General features: G+C 56.9%; 21 protein-coding genes. 8 read left to right on the top strand and 13 right to left on the bottom strand.

Going from position 1 to position 20,085, the window contains the following annotated elements; translation table 11 throughout:
• Positions 1-58: 58 nt before the first annotated feature.
• The 5 genes from B9A24_RS09120 to B9A24_RS09100 all read right to left on the bottom strand — a co-directional run bounded on the left by B9A24_RS09120 (position 59) and on the right by B9A24_RS09100 (position 4,405).
• Entirely contained in the window at positions 59-1,255 is a 1,197-nt protein-coding gene (locus B9A24_RS09120; protein WP_084444860.1) for an ABC transporter permease, read from the bottom strand.
• A complete protein-coding gene (locus B9A24_RS09115) occupies positions 1,255-1,512 on the bottom strand; it encodes a hypothetical protein (protein ID WP_084444876.1) in 258 nt (85 codons plus the stop codon). Before B9A24_RS09115 ends, B9A24_RS09120 begins: the two co-directional genes overlap by 1 nt.
• 88 nt (positions 1,513-1,600) lie before the next feature.
• Positions 1,601-2,122, bottom strand: a complete 522-nt coding sequence (locus tag B9A24_RS09110; protein WP_084444859.1) for a c-type cytochrome — start codon at positions 2,120-2,122, stop codon at positions 1,601-1,603.
• 82 nt (positions 2,123-2,204) lie between these two features.
• On the bottom strand, positions 2,205-3,332 hold the full coding sequence (locus B9A24_RS09105) for a glycosyltransferase (protein WP_159452001.1): 1,128 nt from the start codon (positions 3,330-3,332) through the stop codon (positions 2,205-2,207).
• Between the two features lie 26 nt (positions 3,333-3,358).
• On the bottom strand, positions 3,359-4,405 hold the full coding sequence (locus B9A24_RS09100) for a lysylphosphatidylglycerol synthase transmembrane domain-containing protein (protein ID WP_234997146.1): 1,047 nt from the start codon (positions 4,403-4,405) through the stop codon (positions 3,359-3,361).
• Between the two features lie 95 nt (positions 4,406-4,500).
• Between B9A24_RS09100 and ruvC the strand changes: the two genes are divergently transcribed.
• Together ruvC and B9A24_RS09090 are read left to right on the top strand one after the other, a co-directional pair.
• Positions 4,501-5,124 (top strand): crossover junction endodeoxyribonuclease RuvC, encoded by a 624-nt coding sequence (gene ruvC, locus B9A24_RS09095; protein ID WP_084444856.1) that lies wholly within the window; start codon positions 4,501-4,503, stop codon positions 5,122-5,124.
• Positions 5,125-5,141: 17 nt separating this feature from the next.
• Positions 5,142-5,357: a KTSC domain-containing protein gene (locus tag B9A24_RS09090; RefSeq protein ID WP_084444855.1), complete on the top strand. Its 216-nt coding sequence runs from the start codon at positions 5,142-5,144 to the stop codon at positions 5,355-5,357.
• Between the two features lie 207 nt (positions 5,358-5,564).
• Here B9A24_RS09090 and B9A24_RS09085 read toward each other — a convergent pair whose 3' ends face one another.
• Both B9A24_RS09085 and B9A24_RS09080 read right to left on the bottom strand, forming a co-directional pair.
• Positions 5,565-6,278 (bottom strand): TlpA family protein disulfide reductase, encoded by a 714-nt coding sequence (locus tag B9A24_RS09085; RefSeq protein WP_084444854.1) that lies wholly within the window; start codon positions 6,276-6,278, stop codon positions 5,565-5,567.
• A 185-nt stretch (positions 6,279-6,463) separates the two neighbouring features.
• A complete protein-coding gene (locus B9A24_RS09080) occupies positions 6,464-7,267 on the bottom strand; it encodes a PhzF family phenazine biosynthesis protein (protein WP_084444853.1) in 804 nt (267 codons plus the stop codon).
• A 236-nt stretch (positions 7,268-7,503) separates the two neighbouring features.
• On the opposite strand from B9A24_RS09080, the gene B9A24_RS09075 reads away from it, so the two are divergent.
• Positions 7,504-9,030, top strand: coding sequence for a T9SS type A sorting domain-containing protein (locus tag B9A24_RS09075; protein ID WP_084444852.1), 1,527 nt, complete (start codon positions 7,504-7,506; stop codon positions 9,028-9,030).
• A gap of 53 nt (positions 9,031-9,083) precedes the next feature.
• On the opposite strand, the gene B9A24_RS09070 is transcribed toward B9A24_RS09075, so the two are convergent.
• Positions 9,084-10,211: a spore photoproduct lyase family protein gene (locus tag B9A24_RS09070; RefSeq protein WP_234997144.1), complete on the bottom strand. Its 1,128-nt coding sequence runs from the start codon at positions 10,209-10,211 to the stop codon at positions 9,084-9,086.
• Between the two features lie 225 nt (positions 10,212-10,436).
• Positions 10,437-11,255, bottom strand: coding sequence for a class I SAM-dependent methyltransferase (locus B9A24_RS09065; protein ID WP_200813897.1), 819 nt, complete (start codon positions 11,253-11,255; stop codon positions 10,437-10,439).
• 206 nt (positions 11,256-11,461) lie between these two features.
• Here B9A24_RS09065 and pncA point away from each other — a divergent pair, with 206 nt between their 5' ends.
• The 5 genes from pncA to B9A24_RS09040 all read left to right on the top strand — a co-directional run bounded on the left by pncA (position 11,462) and on the right by B9A24_RS09040 (position 16,383).
• Entirely contained in the window at positions 11,462-12,103 is a 642-nt protein-coding gene (pncA, locus tag B9A24_RS09060; RefSeq protein ID WP_084444851.1) for a bifunctional nicotinamidase/pyrazinamidase, read from the top strand.
• Positions 12,100-12,618 (top strand): 2'-5' RNA ligase family protein, encoded by a 519-nt coding sequence (locus B9A24_RS09055; protein ID WP_084444850.1) that lies wholly within the window; start codon positions 12,100-12,102, stop codon positions 12,616-12,618. The genes pncA and B9A24_RS09055 overlap by 4 nt, the downstream gene beginning before the upstream one ends.
• A gap of 42 nt (positions 12,619-12,660) precedes the next feature.
• Positions 12,661-13,773 carry a mechanosensitive ion channel family protein gene (locus tag B9A24_RS09050; protein WP_234997141.1) on the top strand — a complete coding sequence of 371 codons (1,113 nt, stop codon included), beginning with the start codon at positions 12,661-12,663 and terminating at the stop codon, positions 13,771-13,773.
• 224 nt (positions 13,774-13,997) lie between these two features.
• The gene (locus B9A24_RS09045; RefSeq protein WP_084444849.1) at positions 13,998-15,518 is read left to right on the top strand and encodes a malate:quinone oxidoreductase; all 1,521 of its coding nucleotides are present in this window, start codon (positions 13,998-14,000) and stop codon (positions 15,516-15,518) included.
• A gap of 271 nt (positions 15,519-15,789) precedes the next feature.
• Complete coding sequence (locus tag B9A24_RS09040) at positions 15,790-16,383, top strand: GNAT family N-acetyltransferase (protein WP_084444848.1); 594 nt, start codon at positions 15,790-15,792, stop codon at positions 16,381-16,383.
• Here the strand turns inward: B9A24_RS09040 and B9A24_RS09035 are convergent.
• The 4 genes from B9A24_RS09035 to B9A24_RS09020 form a co-directional block, all read right to left on the bottom strand.
• Positions 16,343-17,536: an acetyltransferase domain-containing protein gene (locus B9A24_RS09035; RefSeq protein WP_084444847.1), complete on the bottom strand. Its 1,194-nt coding sequence runs from the start codon at positions 17,534-17,536 to the stop codon at positions 16,343-16,345. The two genes, B9A24_RS09040 and B9A24_RS09035, sit on opposite strands and share 41 nt — an antisense overlap.
• A gap of 25 nt (positions 17,537-17,561) precedes the next feature.
• Entirely contained in the window at positions 17,562-18,371 is an 810-nt protein-coding gene (locus B9A24_RS09030) for an alpha/beta hydrolase (RefSeq protein WP_143434861.1), read from the bottom strand.
• 52 nt (positions 18,372-18,423) lie between these two features.
• Positions 18,424-19,347 carry a citrulline utilization hydrolase CtlX gene (ctlX, locus tag B9A24_RS09025; protein ID WP_084444845.1) on the bottom strand — a complete coding sequence of 308 codons (924 nt, stop codon included), beginning with the start codon at positions 19,345-19,347 and terminating at the stop codon, positions 18,424-18,426.
• A 99-nt stretch (positions 19,348-19,446) separates the two neighbouring features.
• A complete protein-coding gene (locus tag B9A24_RS09020) occupies positions 19,447-20,076 on the bottom strand; it encodes a class I SAM-dependent methyltransferase (RefSeq protein WP_084444844.1) in 630 nt (209 codons plus the stop codon).
• Between the last annotated feature and the right edge of the window lie 9 nt (positions 20,077-20,085).

Below are 20,085 nucleotides of genomic sequence, written 5' to 3'. Positions count from 1 at the left end.
GCATTGGGCTGAATTTACTTCAATTTAACACACAACCGCGAACCCGTAACCGACAAAGCTACCCATTAATCGGCGTTTTCGGGTCGTAGGCATCGCGCAGACCGTTACCCAGGAGGTTGAAGCTCAATACCAGTAAGCTAATAGCCAGCCCCGGCAGCAGCGTGAGCCATAGGCCCGCCTGCGTACCCAAAAGCTGGAACCCTTCATTCACCATTAAACCCCACGAAGGCGCCGGTGGCTGCACGCCGAGCCCCAGAAAGCTCAGGCCCGCCTCCAGCAGAATAGCCGCCGCGAAGTTACTCGTCGCAATTACAATAAGCGGGCCCGTCATGTTGGGCAGCAGGTGGCGGGCGATAAGGCGGCTTTGGGGCAAGCCCAGCACCCGGCCCGCTTCCACGAAGGTTTTCTCGCGCAAGCTCAGCATTTGCCCCCTGACCACACGGGCCACATCGACCCACATAGTAAGGCCCACGGCCACGAAGGAAGTCCAGACGCCCTTGCTATCTAGCGCCAGCGAAATGGCAATGACCAGCATAATGCCCGGAATGCTCCAGACCACCGTCATCAGCCCCATCAGCACGCTATCGACCCAGCCGCCCACGTAGCCGGCCACGGCCCCGATAAGCATACCCAGCGTGAGCGAAATCAGCACCGCCACCAGCCCGATACCCAGCGAGATGCGCGTGCCCAGCAGCAGGCGGCTCAGCATATCGCGCCCCGATTTGTCGGTACCCAGCCAGTACGTCCGGGGGATGATGCGTTCGTTTTCTACAACGTTCCGAAGCTCGGCCTGGGGGGCATTTTTGCCCCCCAGCTCGGCCAGCGAGTAACGCGTGGGCAAATCGGCGAGGGCTGAGTGGTTGCGGTACGGCTGAATCAGGATTGAATCACCCACCACTTCGTACCCGCCAATAGGCACCTCCTGAAAGCGCGGCGCGCGGCCCCGGAGCCAGGTACGAAAGATATTATCCGAATCCGTGCTCTGCGCTGCCTCGGGTAGTGGGCGACGCAAAACCGTGGCTGAGAAGCCGGGGGGCTCTTTCTGGAGCTGTACCAAGCCGTTGTTGGCGTTGGGTGAGTTATCGGGCAGCACCCAGTAGCCAGCCAAAGCTATCAGGGTACAGATCAGGATGAAGCCCAGCCCAAACATAGCCGGCCCGTTGCGCCACAGCCGTTGGCGCACGTAGTAGCCAGGCGGCCGGGCCGGCGGTACACTGGGCGCTGCGGGCGTCAAAACCGGGGCTGCCGTCGCCATTAGCGGGTATTATGGGCCAGCAAACCGGCTTTAGTAGCCAAATAGAAGCTGTCGCGGCAGATAGCGCCGAAAGAAGTGGTTTCGTAGGCCTGCTCGGTGTCCGGGGCGGGGTAGAACGATTTGACGTACTCCTGCTCCAGCAAGTTGCGTAGCCCTTTTTCCAGAGCTGGGGCTGGCAAACCGGTTTTTTGCAGTAAGTCGCGGAAGGAAGTGACGAAGTACAGCTCGTCGAGGATGTCGAATTCAGAATCAGTCACGGCAGCGGGCAACGGGGCAGAATGATAGAAAACAAAGGTACTGTTGGCGGGCGGGATTCGCGCACGTCATAGCTTGGCTCTCACTCCACTAATTTACAACCCAGCTTTCCTTTGCACTTTCTACTTCGAGGTATTTAATCACTTGTTCAATCTCAGCGTCAGTCAGCGCGAAGCTGGGCATTTGCTGTTTCTGGTACTGATTGAAGATTTTGACCGAGTACTCATCTCCGCTGGCTACCATCTTGCTGGAATTCCGAATCCAAGGAATCAGCCAAGAAATGGGGCGACGCTTGTGAATATCTCTTAAAGCTGGCCCTACTACGACATCGTTGATGGCATGACATTGGACACAATTGCCTTTAAATACAGCATCGCCAGCCGCAAATGCGGCCAAATCAGCTTCTGATAGTGGCTCGGCTAATGTATCCTGAGTGGTCAGCGTTTGCCCCAATGAATCGAGAGCCGCTGCTTTAGTGCCGTTGGGGGCAGCAGAAGCAGCGGCTCTTGGCTCGTGTAGTAGCCCCGTCGCGGAGAGAAATAAAATACCCAGGGTACAAACCAGCAGTGCAATTGCCACCGGGAATACCCCGGCCAGTACCGCTTTTCTCATGACATTGGGGCCTTTTTTGGGCCATTGCTAACAGCGGATAAGGTCGCTGACAAATGCCATAAACTCAACTCTTCTGCCTACTTTATTTTATGTTTCTCCCCTTCCACACGTACTCGCCGCGCAAGCCCAGCAAGCCGGTTAGCAACGCATAAGGCGCATAAGCTACTTGAAGCAGCCCAACGTAGCCCAGCCACCGCCGCCGGCCAAAAAAGCCAAGCACGGGAGTCAGGAACCAGGCGTCGGCGCTGAGTTTCAACACCCAGGCCGCTAAAGCCCAGGGCCACCATTGAGGCTGAACAAAAAGCAGCAGCAAGCTTACGAATAAACTCACATTGGCTCCCAATACCAGCAAAGCCAGGCGCTGGGGGGCTTTTTGCTGGTAGTGGCGCCACTTGCTGGCCCACCGTACCCGCTGCGCCAGCAGGGCGCGGAGCGTAGGTGGGCCGGCCGTGCGCACGATGGCCGCCGGCGTTTTCAGAAACCGGATGCTGCCGGGAAAGGCGGCGTGCAGCTTGTGGAGCAGGAATTCGTCGTCGCCGCTGGCGACGTGCTCATTGCCGGCAAAGCCTTGCACGGCCGTGAAAGCGGCGCGGCGATACGCCAGGTTCGCACCGTTGCACATGGTGGGGCTGCCACGACCGATACTGGCCGCTCCTACGCCCACCAGGCCCGCGAATTCCAGCCCCATCAGGTTATCTAGCAGGGAGTTATTGCCCGTAAGCAGCACCGGTCCGCTGACAAAGTTTGCCGTGGCATCCACCTGAAGCTGGGTGGCGTAGCTGCTGAGCCAGGCAGGACCTACGCGGCAGTCGGCATCGGTGCAAACGACCCACGGGGCGCGGGCGGCGGCCAGGGCAGCCTGCAAGGCGGCTTTCTTGCCGGTGGGCGCGCCGGGCTGGTGGTGGAGTTGGATGAGGTGCAGGGCAAAGGAGCTGTGTTGAGCCGCCGCCCGCACGACGGCGGCCGTAGTATCCGTGGAGTCATCGTCTACTATAATGACCTCAAATTGGGCAGCAGGCAGCATTTGCCCTGTTAAGTCATCTAGGAGAAAGGGCAGCGTCAGGGCTTCGTTGCGGGCTGCTATGAGGATGGAAAACAACGGCACGTCGGCGGCGCGCTTTGGTGTCGGACTCACTTGCTTCGGGAGTGTCGGCAGCAGCTGCCAGCTCTGGCGCAGCCGCACCATCAGGACGGCATAGAGCGTTGGCAAAATCAGCAAAAAAGCCCCCCACCCGTTCATAGGGTGGGTACAGGCCGCTGGGGGGCTTTTTTCTGGCGAAATACTTTCAGCCGCAGCACAAACAGCAGCCCCGCCGCGCTGGGCAGCGCAATATTGAGCACCCACAAGCTCAGGCTGGCGCTCAGCACCGGCAAAGCCGGCTGCCCCAGCAGCCCAAACAGGTGCGTGGCCGACAGCTCCCGCACGCCCACATCGGCCAAAGCGTTGAGCGAGGGCACCAGGGATTTAAGCAAAAACGTGCTGCTGATAGCAGCCAGCGCCGGCCCCGCGCTGGGTCGGGCACCGTAGGCCAGCAGCAGCAAGCTAAATTGCAGGCAAAAAACCGCGTACCGCAGCCCCGATATGGCCAGTACCGCGTGCAGGGCTCGCGCCGAATACGTGGGCATGACGGCCAGATACGGCCGCAACCGCCGCAGCGGCCGCACCAGCCCCAGAGCCGACAGCAAAAGCCGCGAGCGGTATAGCGGCAGCAGCACGGCGGCATTAAGCACTAAAGTAGCTACCACTAGGCCCAAACCAGTAGCCGGATAGCCGCCCACGTAAAACGTCAGCAGAAAGTACAGCAGGCCCAGCGTACCGGCCAGGATGGTAACAACCAATTGGCAATATCTCCCCAGAAAAACGGCCCCCAGCGCATCCAGGCGGCGGCTTTTCAGCTCCATGATGCGGCCGGCGTAGTCGCCCACGCGGTTGGGGGTCACGAAGCCCAGGGTAAGGCCCACCAGCACCGCCCGGAAGCTGCGCCGAAACGAGACGGGCTCCAGGTGCCGGGCCAGCCGCCACCACTTCCAGGCCTCCAGGCCCCAGTTGACGGGCACCAGGGCCAGGGCCACCAGCACCGGCCCGCGCCCCGCCCCGGTGAGGGCCGAAGCCAGCAGCCCGCGCCAAGCCACGGCCGTGTCGGGGGTGGTAAACACGGAATGGTAGAGCAGGCCCAGCGTGAGGGCGGTGATGAGCAATTTGCCCCCCAGCACCCCCCAAGTACGGCGACGGGTGGCGCGTTCCGGCTTTTGGGTGTAGTTTTGTAGAAGGTGGTGAGCCAAAGCGGGTAGCGCGCAGTCAGGTGAAGGCGGCAAGTTACCCAGGGAAAACCAAGAACCGGCCCGCGTCCTGCTCCCGCCCATCTTCTCCCGCCCGCATGATTCTGCCCATCACTCCCACCGATCTGCTGCCCAAGATTATCATGGGCGTCGACCCCGGCACCAATATCATGGGCTACGCCCTGATTGAGGTGCAGGGCCAGCGGGTGAAGGTGCTGCGCTACGACGTGATTGATATGCAGAAGATGGGCCCCAATCACGCCCTCAAGCTCAAGAAGATATTCGAGCGGATGCTGGAGCTGATCGACGAGTTTTTGCCCGATGAGCTGGCCATCGAAGCCCCCTTCTACGGCGTAAACGTGCAGAGTATGCTCAAGCTGGGCCGGGCCCAGGGCATGGCCATTGCCGCCTGCCTTTCCCGCCAGATTCCGTACGTGGAGTACGCCCCCACGAAAGTGAAGCAGTCGGTAACCGGCTCAGGCACAGCTACGAAGGAGCAGGTAGCCCACATGCTGCGCCAAACGCTCACGCTACCTCCCATTGCCGAAGCCTCCAAGTTTCTGGACGCCACCGACGCGCTGGCCGTGGCGCTTTGCCATCATTACCAGAAGGGCAACAACCTGCAAGCGGGGGGCAAAAGCTGGGGTAAATTTCTGGCCGACAACCCCGATAAGCTGGCCATGCCCGCCGCGCGCAAGAAGCCAGCCGCTAAGACCAAGTAAATCCAAATCTTACCCGCATGAAGCGCCAGCCCGTTCGCTCCACTTCCCTCAAGGCCGTAGGTTACGACCCGGCCACGCTCGCGCTGGAAATCGAGTATCGTAACGGCCAGATAGTGCGCTACACGGGCGCCAGTGAAGCCGTGTATCAGGCGCTGCTGATGGTGCCGGGCAAAGCGCTTTTCGTGGAGCAGGTGGTGGAGAAAAGCGGCTACGGCCGCGAGCAAGTGAAGTAACGCGAAGCGCAGAACAACGAAGCTTTAGTTTGGTGCGTCGTTCTGTTGCATCTACTGGTTGCAGGCTTGTCCCTTAAAGAGAGGCTTTAGCAGCCAGCTTTTCTATATATGGCATCAATCCATCTATAGTAGTAGTCACTTTGGCTATTTTCCCATCCTTATCAATCAGTATGTGAGTAGGATATTGCTCGACACGCAATTGACGAGTCATGTATTCTTCTTCGCTTGGCACCACTCTATAATTGAATTCTTTTTTTTAAGGAAGTTGATTAGCTTCTGCTTATTGTCGATTGCTAAACTTAGAAATAGTATATCACTTCTGTCTTTATACGTATCAACTAATTTATTTAATTCGGGGAATTCTTTGACGCAGGCTACACATCCAATAAACCAGCATTTTAGAACTATAATTTTTTCTTTCGTATTATTCTTATCATATCTAACACCATTTATATCAGTAAAGTTATAGTCAGGCATTTCCTTCCCTTCCATTTCAAAGTGTGCAATTTCAGCCAGAGCCATCTGCTTTACCGTCTCCTCAATTTGTAGATTAGGTTCGCTTAGCTTATGCAGCTTATAATACTCTACATCGTTTTGAGCCATTATTTTGACAGCAATAAACTTACCCGTTGTGAGGTGCTTCAGAAAATCTGCCTTTTTAATTATACTTGAGTCGGCACCAAGCCCCACAAAATCCCGAGATAGTTTTACATTATGATATGTGTAAGTATACCACGTCATAAAATCCTTTAAGAGCTCATTGTAGTTTACCGGATAATATTTCCTTTCTTCCGTAGTAGAAGTCACCGGCTGTTCCAACTTTATTTTTTGTTCCTTAGTTAAGCTAGACTTATCAACCTTGTTACATGAACTCATAATAGACAGAAGTCCTATTAACCAAAGAGTAAAAAGATTTTTCATTTGAAGCTATTATTAAGATAATAAGTAAAACAACCCGCGCCTTAGTGTTATCAAAAGCCTACCATGATAGCGGTAATTCAACGCTAAAAGACGTTAGGCTTAAGCAATAAAAAATAGGCATAAGCTGAAAGTCGCAGGCGAGTGTTATACTATGAACAACGACGTCCTCAGCCGGCGCTTAGGGTTTACAATTCAATCTCAATTTCACCCTTCAAATACGTCACAGCGTAGCCGCTGATGAGCACCCGGTCGCCGCGCAGCTCGCACCACAGGTCGCCGCCGCGGGGCGACACCTGGCGGGCGCGTAGCTCGGTTTTGCCCAGCTTTTCGGCCCAATACGGAATGAGCGTGGTGTGAGCTGAGCCCGTCACCGGGTCTTCGGGCACGCCCACGCGGGGGCCAAAAAACCGCGAGACAAAGTCGATGTCGCCGCTGCCGGGCGCCGTGACGATGACAGCCCGGTACGGCACCTCCGCCAGGTGCAGCTGATTCGGATGAATGGCCCGTATCTCGGCTTCCGAATTAAACAAAGCCACCAGATCGGGGCCGGCCAGTAGCTTTAAGGGAGTAGCTCCGAGACCATCGACCAAGCCCTCGGGCGCGGTGGCCAGTGGCTGGGGCGGACGGCTGGGAAAGTCCAGCGTGAGGCGGCCGTTGTCCTGGCGGCTCACGCGCAGCGGGCCGCTTTTGGAGTGAAACGTAATTTCTTCTCCCTTAAAATTCAGATGCCGCAACAGCACATGGGCCGAGGCCAGCGTGGCGTGCCCACACAGCTCCACCTCCACGGCCGGCGTAAACCAGCGGATTTCAAAATGGCCATCTGTACCTGCCTGGGGAGCAAAAAAAGCGGTTTCGGCGAGGTTATTTTCGGCCGCGATTGCCTGCATGGTTTCGGCCGGAAGCCACTCCGTGAGCGGGCACACCGCGGCCGGGTTGCCCGCGAAGATGCGGTTAGTGAAGGCGTCTATTTGGTAGAGAGGCAGTAGCATACAGGATCGTGGGGGAGGCAAAAAAATACAGAAAGGATGTGCCGTTGAACAAATAGCACAAATCAAAAGTAGAAGGAATGACCAGCATAGAAAAAATTTCGTACGTCCATAATGATTTAAGTTTTGCTTAACTGATTCACGGATAAAAACTCAGCTCATTATCAGCTACTTGTCCTTCCAATTCCGCTGCCAAACTATTGTTACGACTTCCTTTCATACCTGCTTTTCTTCTCGATATGAAAAACCTCTTACTCATACTAGGCTGGCTGGCGACAATGTCCCCCGTACTAGCCCAAGTACCTGCCAGCAGCTTCGCTGTTACCTCCAGCGGTCCGGCTGCTCAGAACAACCCCAGCCAGCTGCAACGGATACTGCCTGACGGCACATTTCAGCGTATAGGGCCAGTGGCGGCTACTGATGGCAGCGAAACCATTTTCGACGCTCTGGGCTTCAACTCCACCGACCCAACTAAGCTCTTCGCCCTCAACGCCAGGCTGGCAACGCCCTTGTCAGCGCCCAACCTGTACCAGATTGATTTAGAGAGCGGGCTCACCGTTAATGCTGGAAGTATTGAGTCGCCGCCTACTTCCGGCTTTACTGACATCAGCACGACCCTCAACTTCCTCGGAACCGGAGGCGATAATGGCAACTATTTTCTGGCGGGCTTAGTGGTGACTGCCTCGCCGGTAATCACTATTTTCCCACCCTCGTTTCGGATACGGGTAAGCAATCCGCGCCTGTACGTAGGTGAGCTGCGGTTGAACTCGGCCGATCCTACGACTCCCATTTGGCGCCGGGCTGATATCAGCGACCCTGCCACGGCCGCCATCATTAATAACTATCTCGCGGCCATCAATGCTAACCTTACTAACCCCGATCTTTCGGGCGGGCCGCGTGACTGGGTGTTTTTGCGGGAGAATGGCTCGCCAACGTTAAAAAGCTATCTGGGGGTGGAAGGCCAGCTTCTAACCGTCAGCAACGTGACTACCAGCCCGGTCGCGCGCGTCATTACGCCCAGTGTACCCCTGCCCGTACGCGCCGAGCTGGGCGCTATGTTTGGGGGCCTTGACAATACTCTGTACGCCGTCAATACTGATGGTGGACCGGACGCTGGCCAGATCTACCAGATTGACGCCACCACTGGTAATTATCTGAATGTAACTTTGAATAGCGGCACTGGCCTTTTTCGCGGCGATGCCACTACGGTACTCCCCGCCCGGCCCCTGCCCGTCACGCTAACCCGCTTCGAAGCCCGCGCCGAACGGGCCAGCGTATCGTTGCACTGGGCCACAGCCACCGAAATCGGCACGGACAATTTCCGCGTGGAACGCAGCATCGATAACGGCCAGACCTGGGCAGCTATCGGCTCGGTGAGGGCAAATGCCCCCCAGGGCCGTACCTACTCCTTCGTGGATGAAGCCCCGCAGACAGGCCCGAACTACTACCGGCTGGCCATTCTGGACTTCGACGGCAGCATTGCTTTTTCGCCCATCAAGTCAGTCGATTTTCAACCAGCGCAGCAAGTCGTCAGCGTTTACCCAAATCCGGCCCAGACCTACTTTGCCGTCGAGCTGCCGCAATTGGCCGCGCCCGGCAGCACACTGCAAGTACATAATAGTCTGGGCCAGCAGGTCTGGACCCAACGCCTGGAAGGACAGCGCACGGTGCGCGTAACTACCCAAGCATGGACTCCGGGCGTTTACCACGTAAGGGTTTCAACTAATGGACGAACGGAAACCCAAAAGCTGGTGATTCAGCCTTAGCTTGGCTCCAACAAAAAAGCCCCCAGATACTTTAGGGGGCTTTTTTGTTGGAGTCAGGTCCAATAAAGCACCGGCGCTTGCGGGAAGCGTTGCCGCCACTCTTCAAAGAAGAACTGCTTGAGCGTGCGCATATCTTCGGGCTGGTACACGTACTTCACGCCCCCAAACTTATTGCGCTTCTGGGCGCGCGTACTTTCGTCTAGGTCCAGCGACATATTGGGATACCACTGCTGGAGCACATCCTTGGAGCCGGGCGTAAAGCGGTGGCTGATAAACTCTGCCGTTAAGTCGCACTCAAAGTCAAGCATAGCGGCTAGGCGGTCGAGGAGATGGCGGTAATGATCGCGCCAGTCGGGAATGGGCATAATGGGCGCCACTACGGCCCCTACGCGGTAGCTGCCCCCTCCCTGCTCGCGCGGCAACGCCAATTGGCGCATAGCCTGCAAGCGCGCTTCCAGTGAAGCAGTACCGCCCTCTAGACGGCGCGTTACGGGCTCTGCATTCAAACTCAGGCGGGCGCGTACCTGCCCGTTGTGGGGCAAATTGAGCAACGATCCTACCTGATCATATTTGGTCACAAACCGAAGCTGGGCGCCCTCGCGGGTACCGAAATAGCGGATGCATTCGGCCAGGCTGCCGGTCAGGTGCTCAATACCGAGCACATCGGTGTAGCAGCTCACCTCGAAGGTTGTCAGCTTGCCGGCTTGCTCGTACTGAGCCGTGTTTTGCAGCATCTGGGGCAGATTGGCGTACGCCCGCACCACCGGCGGACCCTGCAGGCTGCCGGCCAGGTAGCAATACTGGCAGTGGGCCGGACAGCCTTCGGCCAGGTTCATCTGCCAATCAGCCGAAGGCGGGATGGGCTGGAGGCGGAAAGCACTCGGGGGGGCTTTTACCACGGCCAAAGTGTTCTTGGCATTGCGGTATGTTTCGCGCTCGTCGGCACCGCGCAGGCCGGTAATGCGGTTGCTTTTCAGTACTTCGATAGGCAGGCCGGCGGCGCTGATGCGCTCGTACATCTGCTGGCCAAACTCCTCGTCAAGCGCATCGGGGGTAAACAGCACCCGCTTCGGCAGCCACACCCGCGCCGGGCGCGTAAGCAATACGGGCTGCGAAGTGGGTGTTTCGGTGAGTACAGGCAATGAATCAAACAAGGTGAGCTGGGGGGCATTTTCGAACATCAGGAGCTGGTTTTGGCTTGCTCTTGACAACGTTTGCTGGTCCGTTTTAGGTCCTTCAAGGCTTAATTAAGCGGTAGCCTGAAGCACCTTTTTCAACCTGTTTATCAGTCACTTACAACATTATCTTTTGGTCTCGGTCGTTTATTTTTTATCTTACCCCTGATGGTCACGATACTCCGCAGCTTATGCTTCTTACTGATAGGTAATAACCGAGCTGAGCAAGTTTTAACGCTGGCTTTCTTCTGCTTTGGCGGCTACTACAGAGTACATCATCGGCAGCTTATCAGCCAAATGCTCAATTCGATACTTACGCTCGCCCACTTGCTTCATGTGCGCAAAGCAGTTATAAGGCGAGTAATCATACTCGGCGAAGTGCTTTATGTTGAGTCCGTTGTGCAATAGGCTACCCAGCACTTCGCCCAAGTCATGATTCCACGATACGGACGTATGCGCCAGCGGGGCGTCGCGGTCGGCATAGGTTCCGGTTTCGACTTCGGTAATGGTTTCTTTGTTGAAATACGCGTACTGCACGCGGGTAAAATCGTTGTCGAACATCCAGATCACCGGATGAAATTCAACCAGCACCAATTTGCCCCCCGGCTTTAGAAAAGAACGTACCACGCCCGCCCAGCGCTCCAAATCCGGCAACCAACCCAACACGCCGTACGAGGTAAACACGATATCAAACTGTTGGCGCAGATTCTGGGGTAGCTCGTACACGTCGCTGCACACAAACGCAGCTGGCAACGCCAGCTGCGCCGCCAACTCGCGGGCTTTGGCAATGGCTTGGTCGGCCAAATCGACGCCGGTTACGTGGGCACCCAGGCGGCTCAGCGACAGCGAATCCTGCCCGAAATGACATTGCAGATGCAAAATTGATTTACCCTGCACATCACCCAACAACCCCAGCTCAACGTCATTCAGCGAAGATTTACCCCCCACAAACCCCTCCACGTCATAAAACCTGGACTGGACATGATAAGCGGTTTTGGCGTTCCACAGCTGACGGTTCAGCTCGGTATAGTTTGCGGGCGTCTCCATCATTTTACTGTTGTTTGGTCAGTTTTATCGTAGGAACAAAAATCAGAACCTCATGCTGCGCAGCGCGCAGCATCTCGCGTGTTTGGGAGCAGTAGCAGCCCTACGTCAGCATGCGGGATGCTTCATCGCCGGCTTAACGCGCGGAATGTTCTGCATGACAAATGGTTTGGATAGGCGCTTACTTCTCACTTCTAAGGTAAAAATAGTGCATGAAAGCCTTATTGCTCATTGACGTTCAGAATGATTTCGTGCCCGGCGGCGCGCTGGCCGTACCCGAAGGTGACCAGGTTATTTCCTTATTAAACCAGCTCCAGCCCCACTTCGACTTGGTAGTGGCCACCCAAGACTGGCATCCGGTAACTCATAAAAGCTTTGCCGTCAATCATGTTGGCCGTCAGCCCTTTGAAGAAACCAAGTTGCACGGCTTGCCCCAGGTGCTGTGGCCCGCGCACTGCGTGCAAGGCACGCCGGGTGCCGAGCTGCACTCAGAGCTGAACACAAACCGGATTGAAGCCATTTTCCGCAAAGGCACCGACCCGGAAATTGACAGCTATAGCGGATTTTACGACAACGGCCACCGCAAAGCCACCGGCTTAGCTGCGTACCTCTTTGGGCGGGGCATCACCTCGGTATATGTAGCCGGTTTAGCGGCTGATTACTGTGTACACTTCACGGCCAAAGACGCACTGGCGGAAAGCTTTGCCACCTTTTTAATTGAAGACGCTACCCGCCCCATCAATCTGGAAGGTTTTGAGCGGGCCAAGGCCGACCTGCAAAGCCGGGGGGGCAAAATTATCAGCAGCACCGAGCTGCTCTCACCTCAAAATGCCCCCCAGCCGCTCCCCGCATGACCTCCGCCGACGCTCCCCTGATTCTGACCCTTGCCCTCGATGCCAATTCGTTTGCTTTTTTCAATGGGCTGCGCCAACAGCACTTTCCGCCCGAGCGCAATTTTCTGGCGGCCCACGTCACGCTTTTTCACCACCTGCCCGGCGCCCGGCGCTCCGACCTAGTGGCGCAGCTGGCGGACCGCTGCCAGAAGCAACCCCCAATCAAGCTGCAGGTTACGGGCATACGATTTTTGGGGCGCGGCGTAGCGTATGCCCTCGAAAACGAAGCGTTGCAAGCCCTGCACCGGGAGCTGCAAACGCAGTGGCAACCCGCTCTGACGCCCCAGGACCAGCAGAAGCTGCGGCCCCACGTAACGGTGCAAAACAAAGTGGACCCGGCGCAGGCCCGCGCTCTTTATGAGCAGCTCAAGGCTGATTTTGTGCCTTTCGAAGCTACCGGCACCGGTCTGCAGCTGTGGGCCTACCGGGGCGGGCCGTGGGAAGCTATTCAAGCCTTTGCTTTCCAGCAGGGCTAGGTTGCGGTTCAGATAAGATAGGCTGGGGTGACCCTACTGATTATGAAAGACATGTCCTGGGAAATATCTTTTCAATGGCGCGAGATTCTGACCACGCTGGGCATACTGGCAGGTGGCCTCGCGGGCGGGCTTGTCCTTAAATATATCTTCTTTGGCACCCTGCGCAGATACGCTAAGCGGCCCGGTTCTCCGCTGCTTATCCAATCCATTGTCAAGCACCTGAGTCGACCCAGCGCCTTCTTTTTTCCGGTGCTGGTGCTCTCGTTTATGCTGCCCCTGGTACCCCTTACCGCCCGCCCCTTTGAGGTGCTACGCCGGGTAGTGGAAACCGGCCTGATCACCACCTTCGCCTGGGGCCTGGTTAAGACGGTGAACGTAGTGGAGGATCTGGTGCTCCAGCACTATCACCTCAATGAGGAAAATAATTTTCGAGTGCGCAAGCTGTTTACCCAGCTCCAGTTTGTGCGCAAGCTGGTGGTGTCGCTGATCGTGTTTGTGGCGGTGGCGCTGGTGCTGATGAGCTTTGCCACGGTGCGCAAAATTGGGACGGGCCTGCTGACCTCGGCCGGTATTGCCAGCGTTATCGTGGGCTTTGCCGCCCAGCGCTCCATCAGCAACCTGCTGGCGGGCTTTCAGTTAGCCTTCACCCAGCCCATCCGCCTCGACGACGTGCTGGTAGTGGAAGGTGAGTGGGGCAAGGTGGAGGAAATCACGTTTACGTATGTGGTGATGCGCATCTGGGACGAGCGGCGGCTGGTATTGCCGCTGAATTATTTCATCGAGAAGCCTTTCCAGAACTGGACCCGCACCACGTCCCAACTTACCGGCACCGTGTTCATCTACACCGATTACAGTATTCCCGTCGAGGCGGTGCGAGCAGAGCTAAAGAACATCGTGGAGAACCACCCACTTTGGGATAAGCGCGTGTGCGTACTGCAAGTCACCGATTCCAAAGAGCGCACCATGGAGCTGCGGGCCCTAGTCAGCGCCGGCGACGCCGGCCGGGTCTTCGATCTGAGGTGCTACGTGCGGGAAAAGATGGTAGCTTTTATTCAGCAGAACTATCCGGGCTCCTTGCCCAAAACCCGCTCCGTAGTGGACACCGACGAGCGGCGGCTGTCCGCCGCCTCGGGTGTTTCGGACGAAACCATGTAAAGGTTTGTTTAACAGAACAAGGGAGAGACGCGTATTCGCGTCTCAATCGTTGCGGTCGTTGGTTATACTGTCATCCTGGGCTTGCGAAGGGCCTTTTCCCGTCACAACAATTTGTTCAAGCGTGAGAAGGCCCTTCGCAAGCTCAGGATGACAGACAACTAGCGTTCAAAAATGGCAGCCACTTTCCTTCCCTCGTACGCTGTGAAGACTATCCATTTATCCCGATGAATACAGACACCACTTCCGCCGACCTCACTACCGACGTTGTCCTGATCGGAGCCGGCATTATGAGTGCTACCCTGGGCATCCTGCTCAAGGAGCTGGACCCCAACCTCACGATAACCGTAATTGAGCGCCTCGACGTGGCCGCCGCTGAGAGCTCCGACGCCTGGAACAACGCCGGCACCGGACACTCGGCCTTCTGCGAGCTGAACTACACGCCTCAGCGCCCCGATGGCTCCATCGACATCAGCAAGGCCATCGGTATCGCGGAGTCCTTTGAGGTCTCGAAGCAATTCTGGGCCTTTTTAGCCGAGCAATATCACGTCGAAGGCATTCAGCGGTTTATCAACCATATTCCGCACATGAGCTTCGTGTGGGGCGCCGAAAACGTGGACTTTCTGCGCAAGCGCCACGCGGCCCTGGTGCAGTCGCCGCTGTTTCAGGGCATAGAATACTCCGAGGACCCGGAGCAGCTGCGCGAGTGGATGCCCTTGGTGATGGCAGGCCGCGACCCGGCCGCCAAAGTAGCCGCCACCCGCATGGACCTGGGCACCGACGTGAACTTTGGCTCCCTCACCCGCGGCATGTTCTATCTGTTGCAGGAAAAGCCCGGCGTCACGTTTCACTTCGGCTACGAAGTCGATAAAATCCGGCGCAAGGACGACGGTACCTGGCGCGTTCGGGCCCACAACCGCACCACCGGCCAAAAAAGCAAGCTGCGCGCCAGGTTCGTGTTTATCGGGGCGGGCGGTGGTACTTTGCCACTGCTTCTGGCCTCAGGAATCCCGGAGAGTGAAGGGTTTGGGGGCTTCCCGGTAAGCGGGCAGTGGCTGAAGTGCGTGAACCCGGTCGTAATTGAGCGCCACCAGGCCAAAGTATACGGCAAAGCCAGCGTGGGCTCGCCGCCTATGTCGGTGCCCCACTTGGATACGCGCGTGATAAACGGGCAGCGCGAACTGCTGTTTGGCCCCTATGCAGGCTTCAGCACCAAGTTTCTGAAGTTTGGCTCCTTCCTCGATTTGCCAGGCTCCATTAAGGCTACCAACCTTAAGCCTATGCTCATCGCGGGGGCCAAAAACCTGCCCCTCACCCGCTACCTGATCAACCAGGTGCGGCAGTCGCCCCAAGACCGCCTGGCCGCCCTGCGCGAGTATTTACCCACCGCTCGCGCCGAAGACTGGAAGCTGGAGGTAGCCGGCCAGCGCGTGCAGGTTATTAAAAAAGATGAAAAGCAAGGGGGCGTACTGGAGTTCGGAACCGAAATGGTAAGCGCCGCCGATGGCTCCATTGCCGCTTTATTGGGTGCCTCGCCCGGCGCCTCTACAGCCGTCAGCATCATGATAAGCCTCATTCAAAAATGCTTCCCCGCGCAGGCCGCCTCCCCGGAGTGGCAGACCCGGTTTCGGGAGATGATTCCCACGTTCGGGCAGTCGTTGGCCGATAACCCGGAGCTGGTGGAGCAAACCCGCAACCATACCAGCGCGGTGCTGGAGCTGAGCGTGAATGCGCCCTTAGGAAGCTAATAAGCTATTCAGCCACAAAAAAGCCCCCCATACGAGCTCTGAGGGGCTTTTTTGTGGCCAAGACGAACGAAAGCGCGCGGCTTTTGGTATCTCTTGTAGCTTAGTTTAAGTGCTACTGTGCACGCCGTTATCGACCCTATTTTGTTCTGATTAGGAAGCTAAGCAAGCAGAACCGTAAATTGCTTTTTGTTTTGGTGGGCTCTACCTGCGCGCAGCAGCTGGCAGCACCCGAAAAGCACCTCTGTGCCCCATCCTATTCGGAGCTTTCTTCATGATTCGACTTGAATATTTCACCCCCGCCGATTTCAAACAACTTATTCAGTGGATTGATAATGAGCAGCTTCTAAAAGAGTGGAGCGGTTCGCTGTTTTCGTTTCCCCTCACGGAAGCGAGCCTCACCTGGTACCTCGAAGGCGCGAATGACCCGACTGAGCCGGATGCGTTTATTTACAAGGCCATTGACACTGAAACCGGCGAAACCGTGGGGCATATTTCCCTGGGCAGCTTCAGCGAAACCAATAAAGCGGCCCGCATCACGCGCGTCCTGATTGGCAATACCGCCGCCCGCGGCCGCGGCTACTGCCAGGGCATGATAAAGGCCGTATTGCGCGTTGGTTTCGAAGAGTTGGGTCTGCATCGCATCAGCCTGGGCGTGTACGATTTCAATGAGGCCGCTATTGGCTGCTACCAGAAAGCCGGCCTCAAGACTGAAGGCATTATGCGCGACGTGGTGCGCTACAAGGATGGCTATTGGTCATTAATAGAAATGGCCTTGCTCGAAGACGAGTGGCGGCTGGCTAATTCTCCCGCTGAAGTGCCAACCGCTACACATACGACAGCCACCAGTACGAATGTCGCTGTTTAAAATTCTTATACCACCAGCACGGCAGATACAGTAGCAATACTACTATTGCCCACACGACGTACGCTCGCAACAAGCTGGGTTGATAGGCAGCAGGCCACGCTGTAGGCGGATTGAACGACAGGTTGATGGTCTTGTTGAAGGCGACAGTCGTCCAGATCAGCGCCCCGAAGCTGATGAGGAACAGGTGCAGGATGTAATAGAAAAACGGTACCTGCCCAAAGGTGCGCAACCACTGACTTAGTCGGTTCGTGGTCGTTTCGACGCTGGCGAGCAAAAGCAAAGCAACCCCCAGCGTGAGGCACAGAAACAGCAGCGAAGGCGGGTACTTCGTGACATTAACGAACGATAACACGCTGTAAACCAGGCCACGATTCTGGGGGCTCCAAGGTAAGGGGTCGCCGTACCAGTTGGTGGCGCGCAAGGCTACGAACAGCACAAGCAAGGCTATTCCGGCAAGGTGCAGTAGCCGCGTACGCTGCGGCAGCGGCAGCTTAAACCACGGCCCAATTAAATAGCCGGCGAGCATTACGCCCAGCCACGGCCCGATAGAATACGCTACTAAGAAAGGCGGCAGGTGTGCAGGATCGAAGAGGAAAGGGCCATTGTGCAGCAGCGCCAAGGCTACATTGTCGGCGGTAACGGGCTGAATATTGAACAGCAAATTGTGCCCGGCAATGATGACGAATGCCAGCAATGCTAGTAGCCAGCGGGGCAGCCAGATCAGGCCGGCCAGTAGTACCATCGCCCAGCCTATCACCCATATTACTTGCAGCAAGATCATGGAGTAGCCCCAGAACAGCATAAAGCTGATGACCAGCAATTCTAGCGCTACCAGCCACAGGCCGCGCGTGAGCAGGAACCAGCTAACCTGCCCCTTATTGGGCTGTTTTTGCTGATACAGATAAATGCTCGTACCCGACAGAAACACAAAAGTAGGTGCGCAGAAATGGGTTATCCAGCGCGTAAAAAACAGCAAGACCGACGTCTGCGCCAGATCTTCTGGGCGAAAGGTGGTGGGGCTCCAAAGGTCGCGTACATGGTCAAGGGCCATGATAACCATCACCAAGCCCCGCACCACATCAATTGCCTGCACCCGCGATACGGTAGCGCGAGTGGCCACAGGCACCGAAAATTCTGTAGAAACCTGTTGCATATATATGGCGGGCTAGGCAAGCTGACTACTTCGTTTTCAGGAAGATATTAATCGTCTGATTTATCTCCTGCTTTTTTTCCTCGGTGGCGCCATCCCAGATGTCATTATGGGTCATGTTTTCCATTTTGACAATCTGAATATCGAATTTTTGCTGCTCGGTGGCCGTCGGCAGCACGCCATCGTCGGCTACCTGGTCGCTGGAGCGGATGGTTAAAATGTGCGGGCGCCGAGTGCGGGGCAAGGGCATCCGGCGGTTATCCAGCGAAATAATATTTCGCGCCAGCTTCGGGTACTTGAGGGCAAACAGCATAGCCATGTCGCCGCCATTGGAATGGCCTACCAGCAGCAGGTTTTTAAAGTCCAGCTCTGGGTTTGATTTTTTGAGGGTTTGCAGCACAAACAGCATGTTTTGCGCGCCCCGCTCCCAGTACGGCCGCCGAACCTGCTGCGGATTGCCGGTGGTAGGCATGGGCGCTTCCTTGGGCAAGTCGTGCTGAATACTAGCCACGAAGTAGCCTTGCGCCACCAGATTGTAGGCGATAAAAGAGTAACCCGTGTGAGGGCTGCCGTAGCCATGATTCAGGATTGCCAGCTTGAGCTTTGTTCGCTTTTCCGGGCTCAGCTTCGCACCCGAACCGGGCACATACACGGCAATGGGAACCGGCCGGTTCCGGGCTTCGTCGAATAGCGCCAGCTGGTAGCTTTTCACCTCGCCTTTCGCCGTTTCGGTTACGTGCTGCGGCACTGGAGTCGGGTGGCTTACTTTCTGGCTACTATCAGCGCAGCTATTTGCCAGCAGCGCAATACTCAGAACGGCGGCTATTCTTATGGTCATATACTGCTTAATCAGACGCTGAATGTTGATTTATGGAACCGCAAAAAGCCCCCTACGCGCCGGGCAGAAATACTTCCGCCAACATACAGCGGGCGCTGCCTCCGCCAATGGTTTCGATGGTGGGAATAGGCAGCGGAACCAGTGTACAGTAGCGGCTGAGCGTTTGGCGCTGGTCGGCGGTCAGCGCATCGTGGGCGCTTTGCGACATAGCGAGCAATTCCTGACCGCCCGCCGCGGGTTGCAGCGTGAGCAGGTTGCCGGCAAAATGGGCCACCTGCGCCAGCGAAATAGCCACGATTTCGTGGCCCGTGGATGCCAGCGCATCGGATACGGCTGCTTGCTCGGCTGGGTCGGTGATGCTTTCCAGACAGACCACTGCAAATTTGCCCCCCACGCATAGCATCACGTTGGTGTGGTAGATGGCGTGGCCCTGCGCGTCGGTGGCGTGGAAAGCGACCGGGCGGTAGCCCAACAGGCTCGTTACTTGCTGAAACAAAGCCTCATCGGTGCGGGGCGAAAGGCCGGCGTACGCCACGCGGTGCTGGTGGTCGAAAATTAGGCTGCCCGTACCTTCCAGAAACCGGTCTTCCTGCTCATGATGCGATAAATCGACCACCTCCCGAATGGTGAACTGGCTACGCAACGCTTCCAGGATATCGGGCCGCCGCTCGGGGCGGCGGTTGGGCGCGTGCATCGGGTAGAGCACCACGCGGCCGTCGGGGTGCAGGGTGAGCCAGTTGTTTGGAAACACGGCGTCGGGCTTGGGTGGCGCGGGCGTATCGTCGAACACTAGTACCTGCACGCCGTGCGCGCGCAGCCTGGCCACAGCCGCATCGAACTCAGCCAATGCTTTCTCTTGAATTGCCTCCTGCTCCAGCCCGGCTATGGTCTGCTGAAAATGATTAGACGCCGCCGTTTCGGTGTTAAAAGCAAACCGGACGGGCCGAACGAGAAAAACGGTAGAAGCAGACGGCATGTGAAATAGTGAGTGGGGAAATGGTGAGTTTGCTAATCGGGCTGCACCATGAACGCAAGATGCGCCTTGAGAACATCAAACTCACCATTTCCCCACTCACTATTTCACCTTTCCTATCACGGCGTACAACGGGTCGCTGCGGCGTGGCTGCGGGCTGCGGTCGAGTAATTCAATGTGGTGCCAGTGGCCGGCGGCCAGCAGATATTGCTGCACGAGGGCCAAGTGGCCGCGGTCGTCGAGGGTGTGCCAGGCGGCTACGGCTTTGGTCGGAAAGCAGCGGTTGGAAAACGTAATCACCACGGGTGCCTCCGGCCGGAGCACACGGGCCAGATCGCGCAGCACTTCCACGGGCCGCGTCAGGTAGTCTACGGATACGCAGATGGCGGCACCATCAAACTCATTCTCGTCAAAGGGAAGCTTCGGCTCCTGATTTAGATCCTGCACCACGTAGCTCGCCAAGCGGGGATTAGCGCGCAGTTCCTGCTCATTCATGCCCAGGCCCACCACGCGCTGATACGCCACCTCGGGGGGCAAATGACTCACCCAACTACTCATCAAATCCAGCAGTGTGCCGTTGGCAGGAAAATACTCGCGGTACAGCTGCGTAACGGCCGCAATTGCGCCTTCGTCAATGTGAGTCACGAAGCGCGGCTGCTGGTAGAATTGCGCGTCCGGGGTTTCGTCGGAGCGGCGAAAAGCGTCGGCGGGAAAAAGAGGTTCTAAGGCCATAAGGGCGAG

This window comes from Hymenobacter roseosalivarius DSM 11622 (genome assembly GCF_900176135.1).
Classification (GTDB): domain Bacteria; phylum Bacteroidota; class Bacteroidia; order Cytophagales; family Hymenobacteraceae; genus Hymenobacter; species Hymenobacter roseosalivarius.
The sequence above is the reverse complement of the archived record's forward strand: the minus strand, read 5'-3'. Positions and strand labels throughout refer to the sequence as shown.

Excerpts from the sequence above, each read along its gene's own strand:
- B9A24_RS09120 (WP_084444860.1), bottom strand. The coding sequence starts at position 1,255 with ATGGCGACGGCAGCCCCGGTTTTGACGCCCGCAGCGCCCAGTGTACCG.
- B9A24_RS09110 (WP_084444859.1), bottom strand. The coding sequence starts at position 2,122 with ATGAGAAAAGCGGTACTGGCCGGGGTATTCCCGGTGGCAATTGCACTG.
- ruvC (WP_084444856.1), top strand. The coding sequence starts at position 4,501 with ATGATTCTGCCCATCACTCCCACCGATCTGCTGCCCAAGATTATCATG.
- B9A24_RS09090 (WP_084444855.1), top strand. The coding sequence starts at position 5,142 with ATGAAGCGCCAGCCCGTTCGCTCCACTTCCCTCAAGGCCGTAGGTTAC.
- B9A24_RS09085 (WP_084444854.1), bottom strand. The coding sequence starts at position 6,278 with ATGAAAAATCTTTTTACTCTTTGGTTAATAGGACTTCTGTCTATTATG.
- B9A24_RS09080 (WP_084444853.1), bottom strand. The coding sequence starts at position 7,267 with ATGCTACTGCCTCTCTACCAAATAGACGCCTTCACTAACCGCATCTTC.
- B9A24_RS09075 (WP_084444852.1), top strand. The coding sequence starts at position 7,504 with ATGAAAAACCTCTTACTCATACTAGGCTGGCTGGCGACAATGTCCCCC.
- B9A24_RS09070 (WP_234997144.1), bottom strand. The coding sequence starts at position 10,211 with ATGTTCGAAAATGCCCCCCAGCTCACCTTGTTTGATTCATTGCCTGTA.
- B9A24_RS09065 (WP_200813897.1), bottom strand. The coding sequence starts at position 11,255 with ATGATGGAGACGCCCGCAAACTATACCGAGCTGAACCGTCAGCTGTGG.
- pncA (WP_084444851.1), top strand. The coding sequence starts at position 11,462 with ATGAAAGCCTTATTGCTCATTGACGTTCAGAATGATTTCGTGCCCGGC.
- B9A24_RS09055 (WP_084444850.1), top strand. The coding sequence starts at position 12,100 with ATGACCTCCGCCGACGCTCCCCTGATTCTGACCCTTGCCCTCGATGCC.
- B9A24_RS09050 (WP_234997141.1), top strand. The coding sequence starts at position 12,661 with ATGAAAGACATGTCCTGGGAAATATCTTTTCAATGGCGCGAGATTCTG.
- B9A24_RS09045 (WP_084444849.1), top strand. The coding sequence starts at position 13,998 with ATGAATACAGACACCACTTCCGCCGACCTCACTACCGACGTTGTCCTG.
- B9A24_RS09040 (WP_084444848.1), top strand. The coding sequence starts at position 15,790 with ATGATTCGACTTGAATATTTCACCCCCGCCGATTTCAAACAACTTATT.
- B9A24_RS09035 (WP_084444847.1), bottom strand. The coding sequence starts at position 17,536 with ATGCAACAGGTTTCTACAGAATTTTCGGTGCCTGTGGCCACTCGCGCT.
- B9A24_RS09030 (WP_143434861.1), bottom strand. The coding sequence starts at position 18,371 with ATGACCATAAGAATAGCCGCCGTTCTGAGTATTGCGCTGCTGGCAAAT.
- ctlX (WP_084444845.1), bottom strand. The coding sequence starts at position 19,347 with ATGCCGTCTGCTTCTACCGTTTTTCTCGTTCGGCCCGTCCGGTTTGCT.
- B9A24_RS09020 (WP_084444844.1), bottom strand. The coding sequence starts at position 20,076 with ATGGCCTTAGAACCTCTTTTTCCCGCCGACGCTTTTCGCCGCTCCGAC.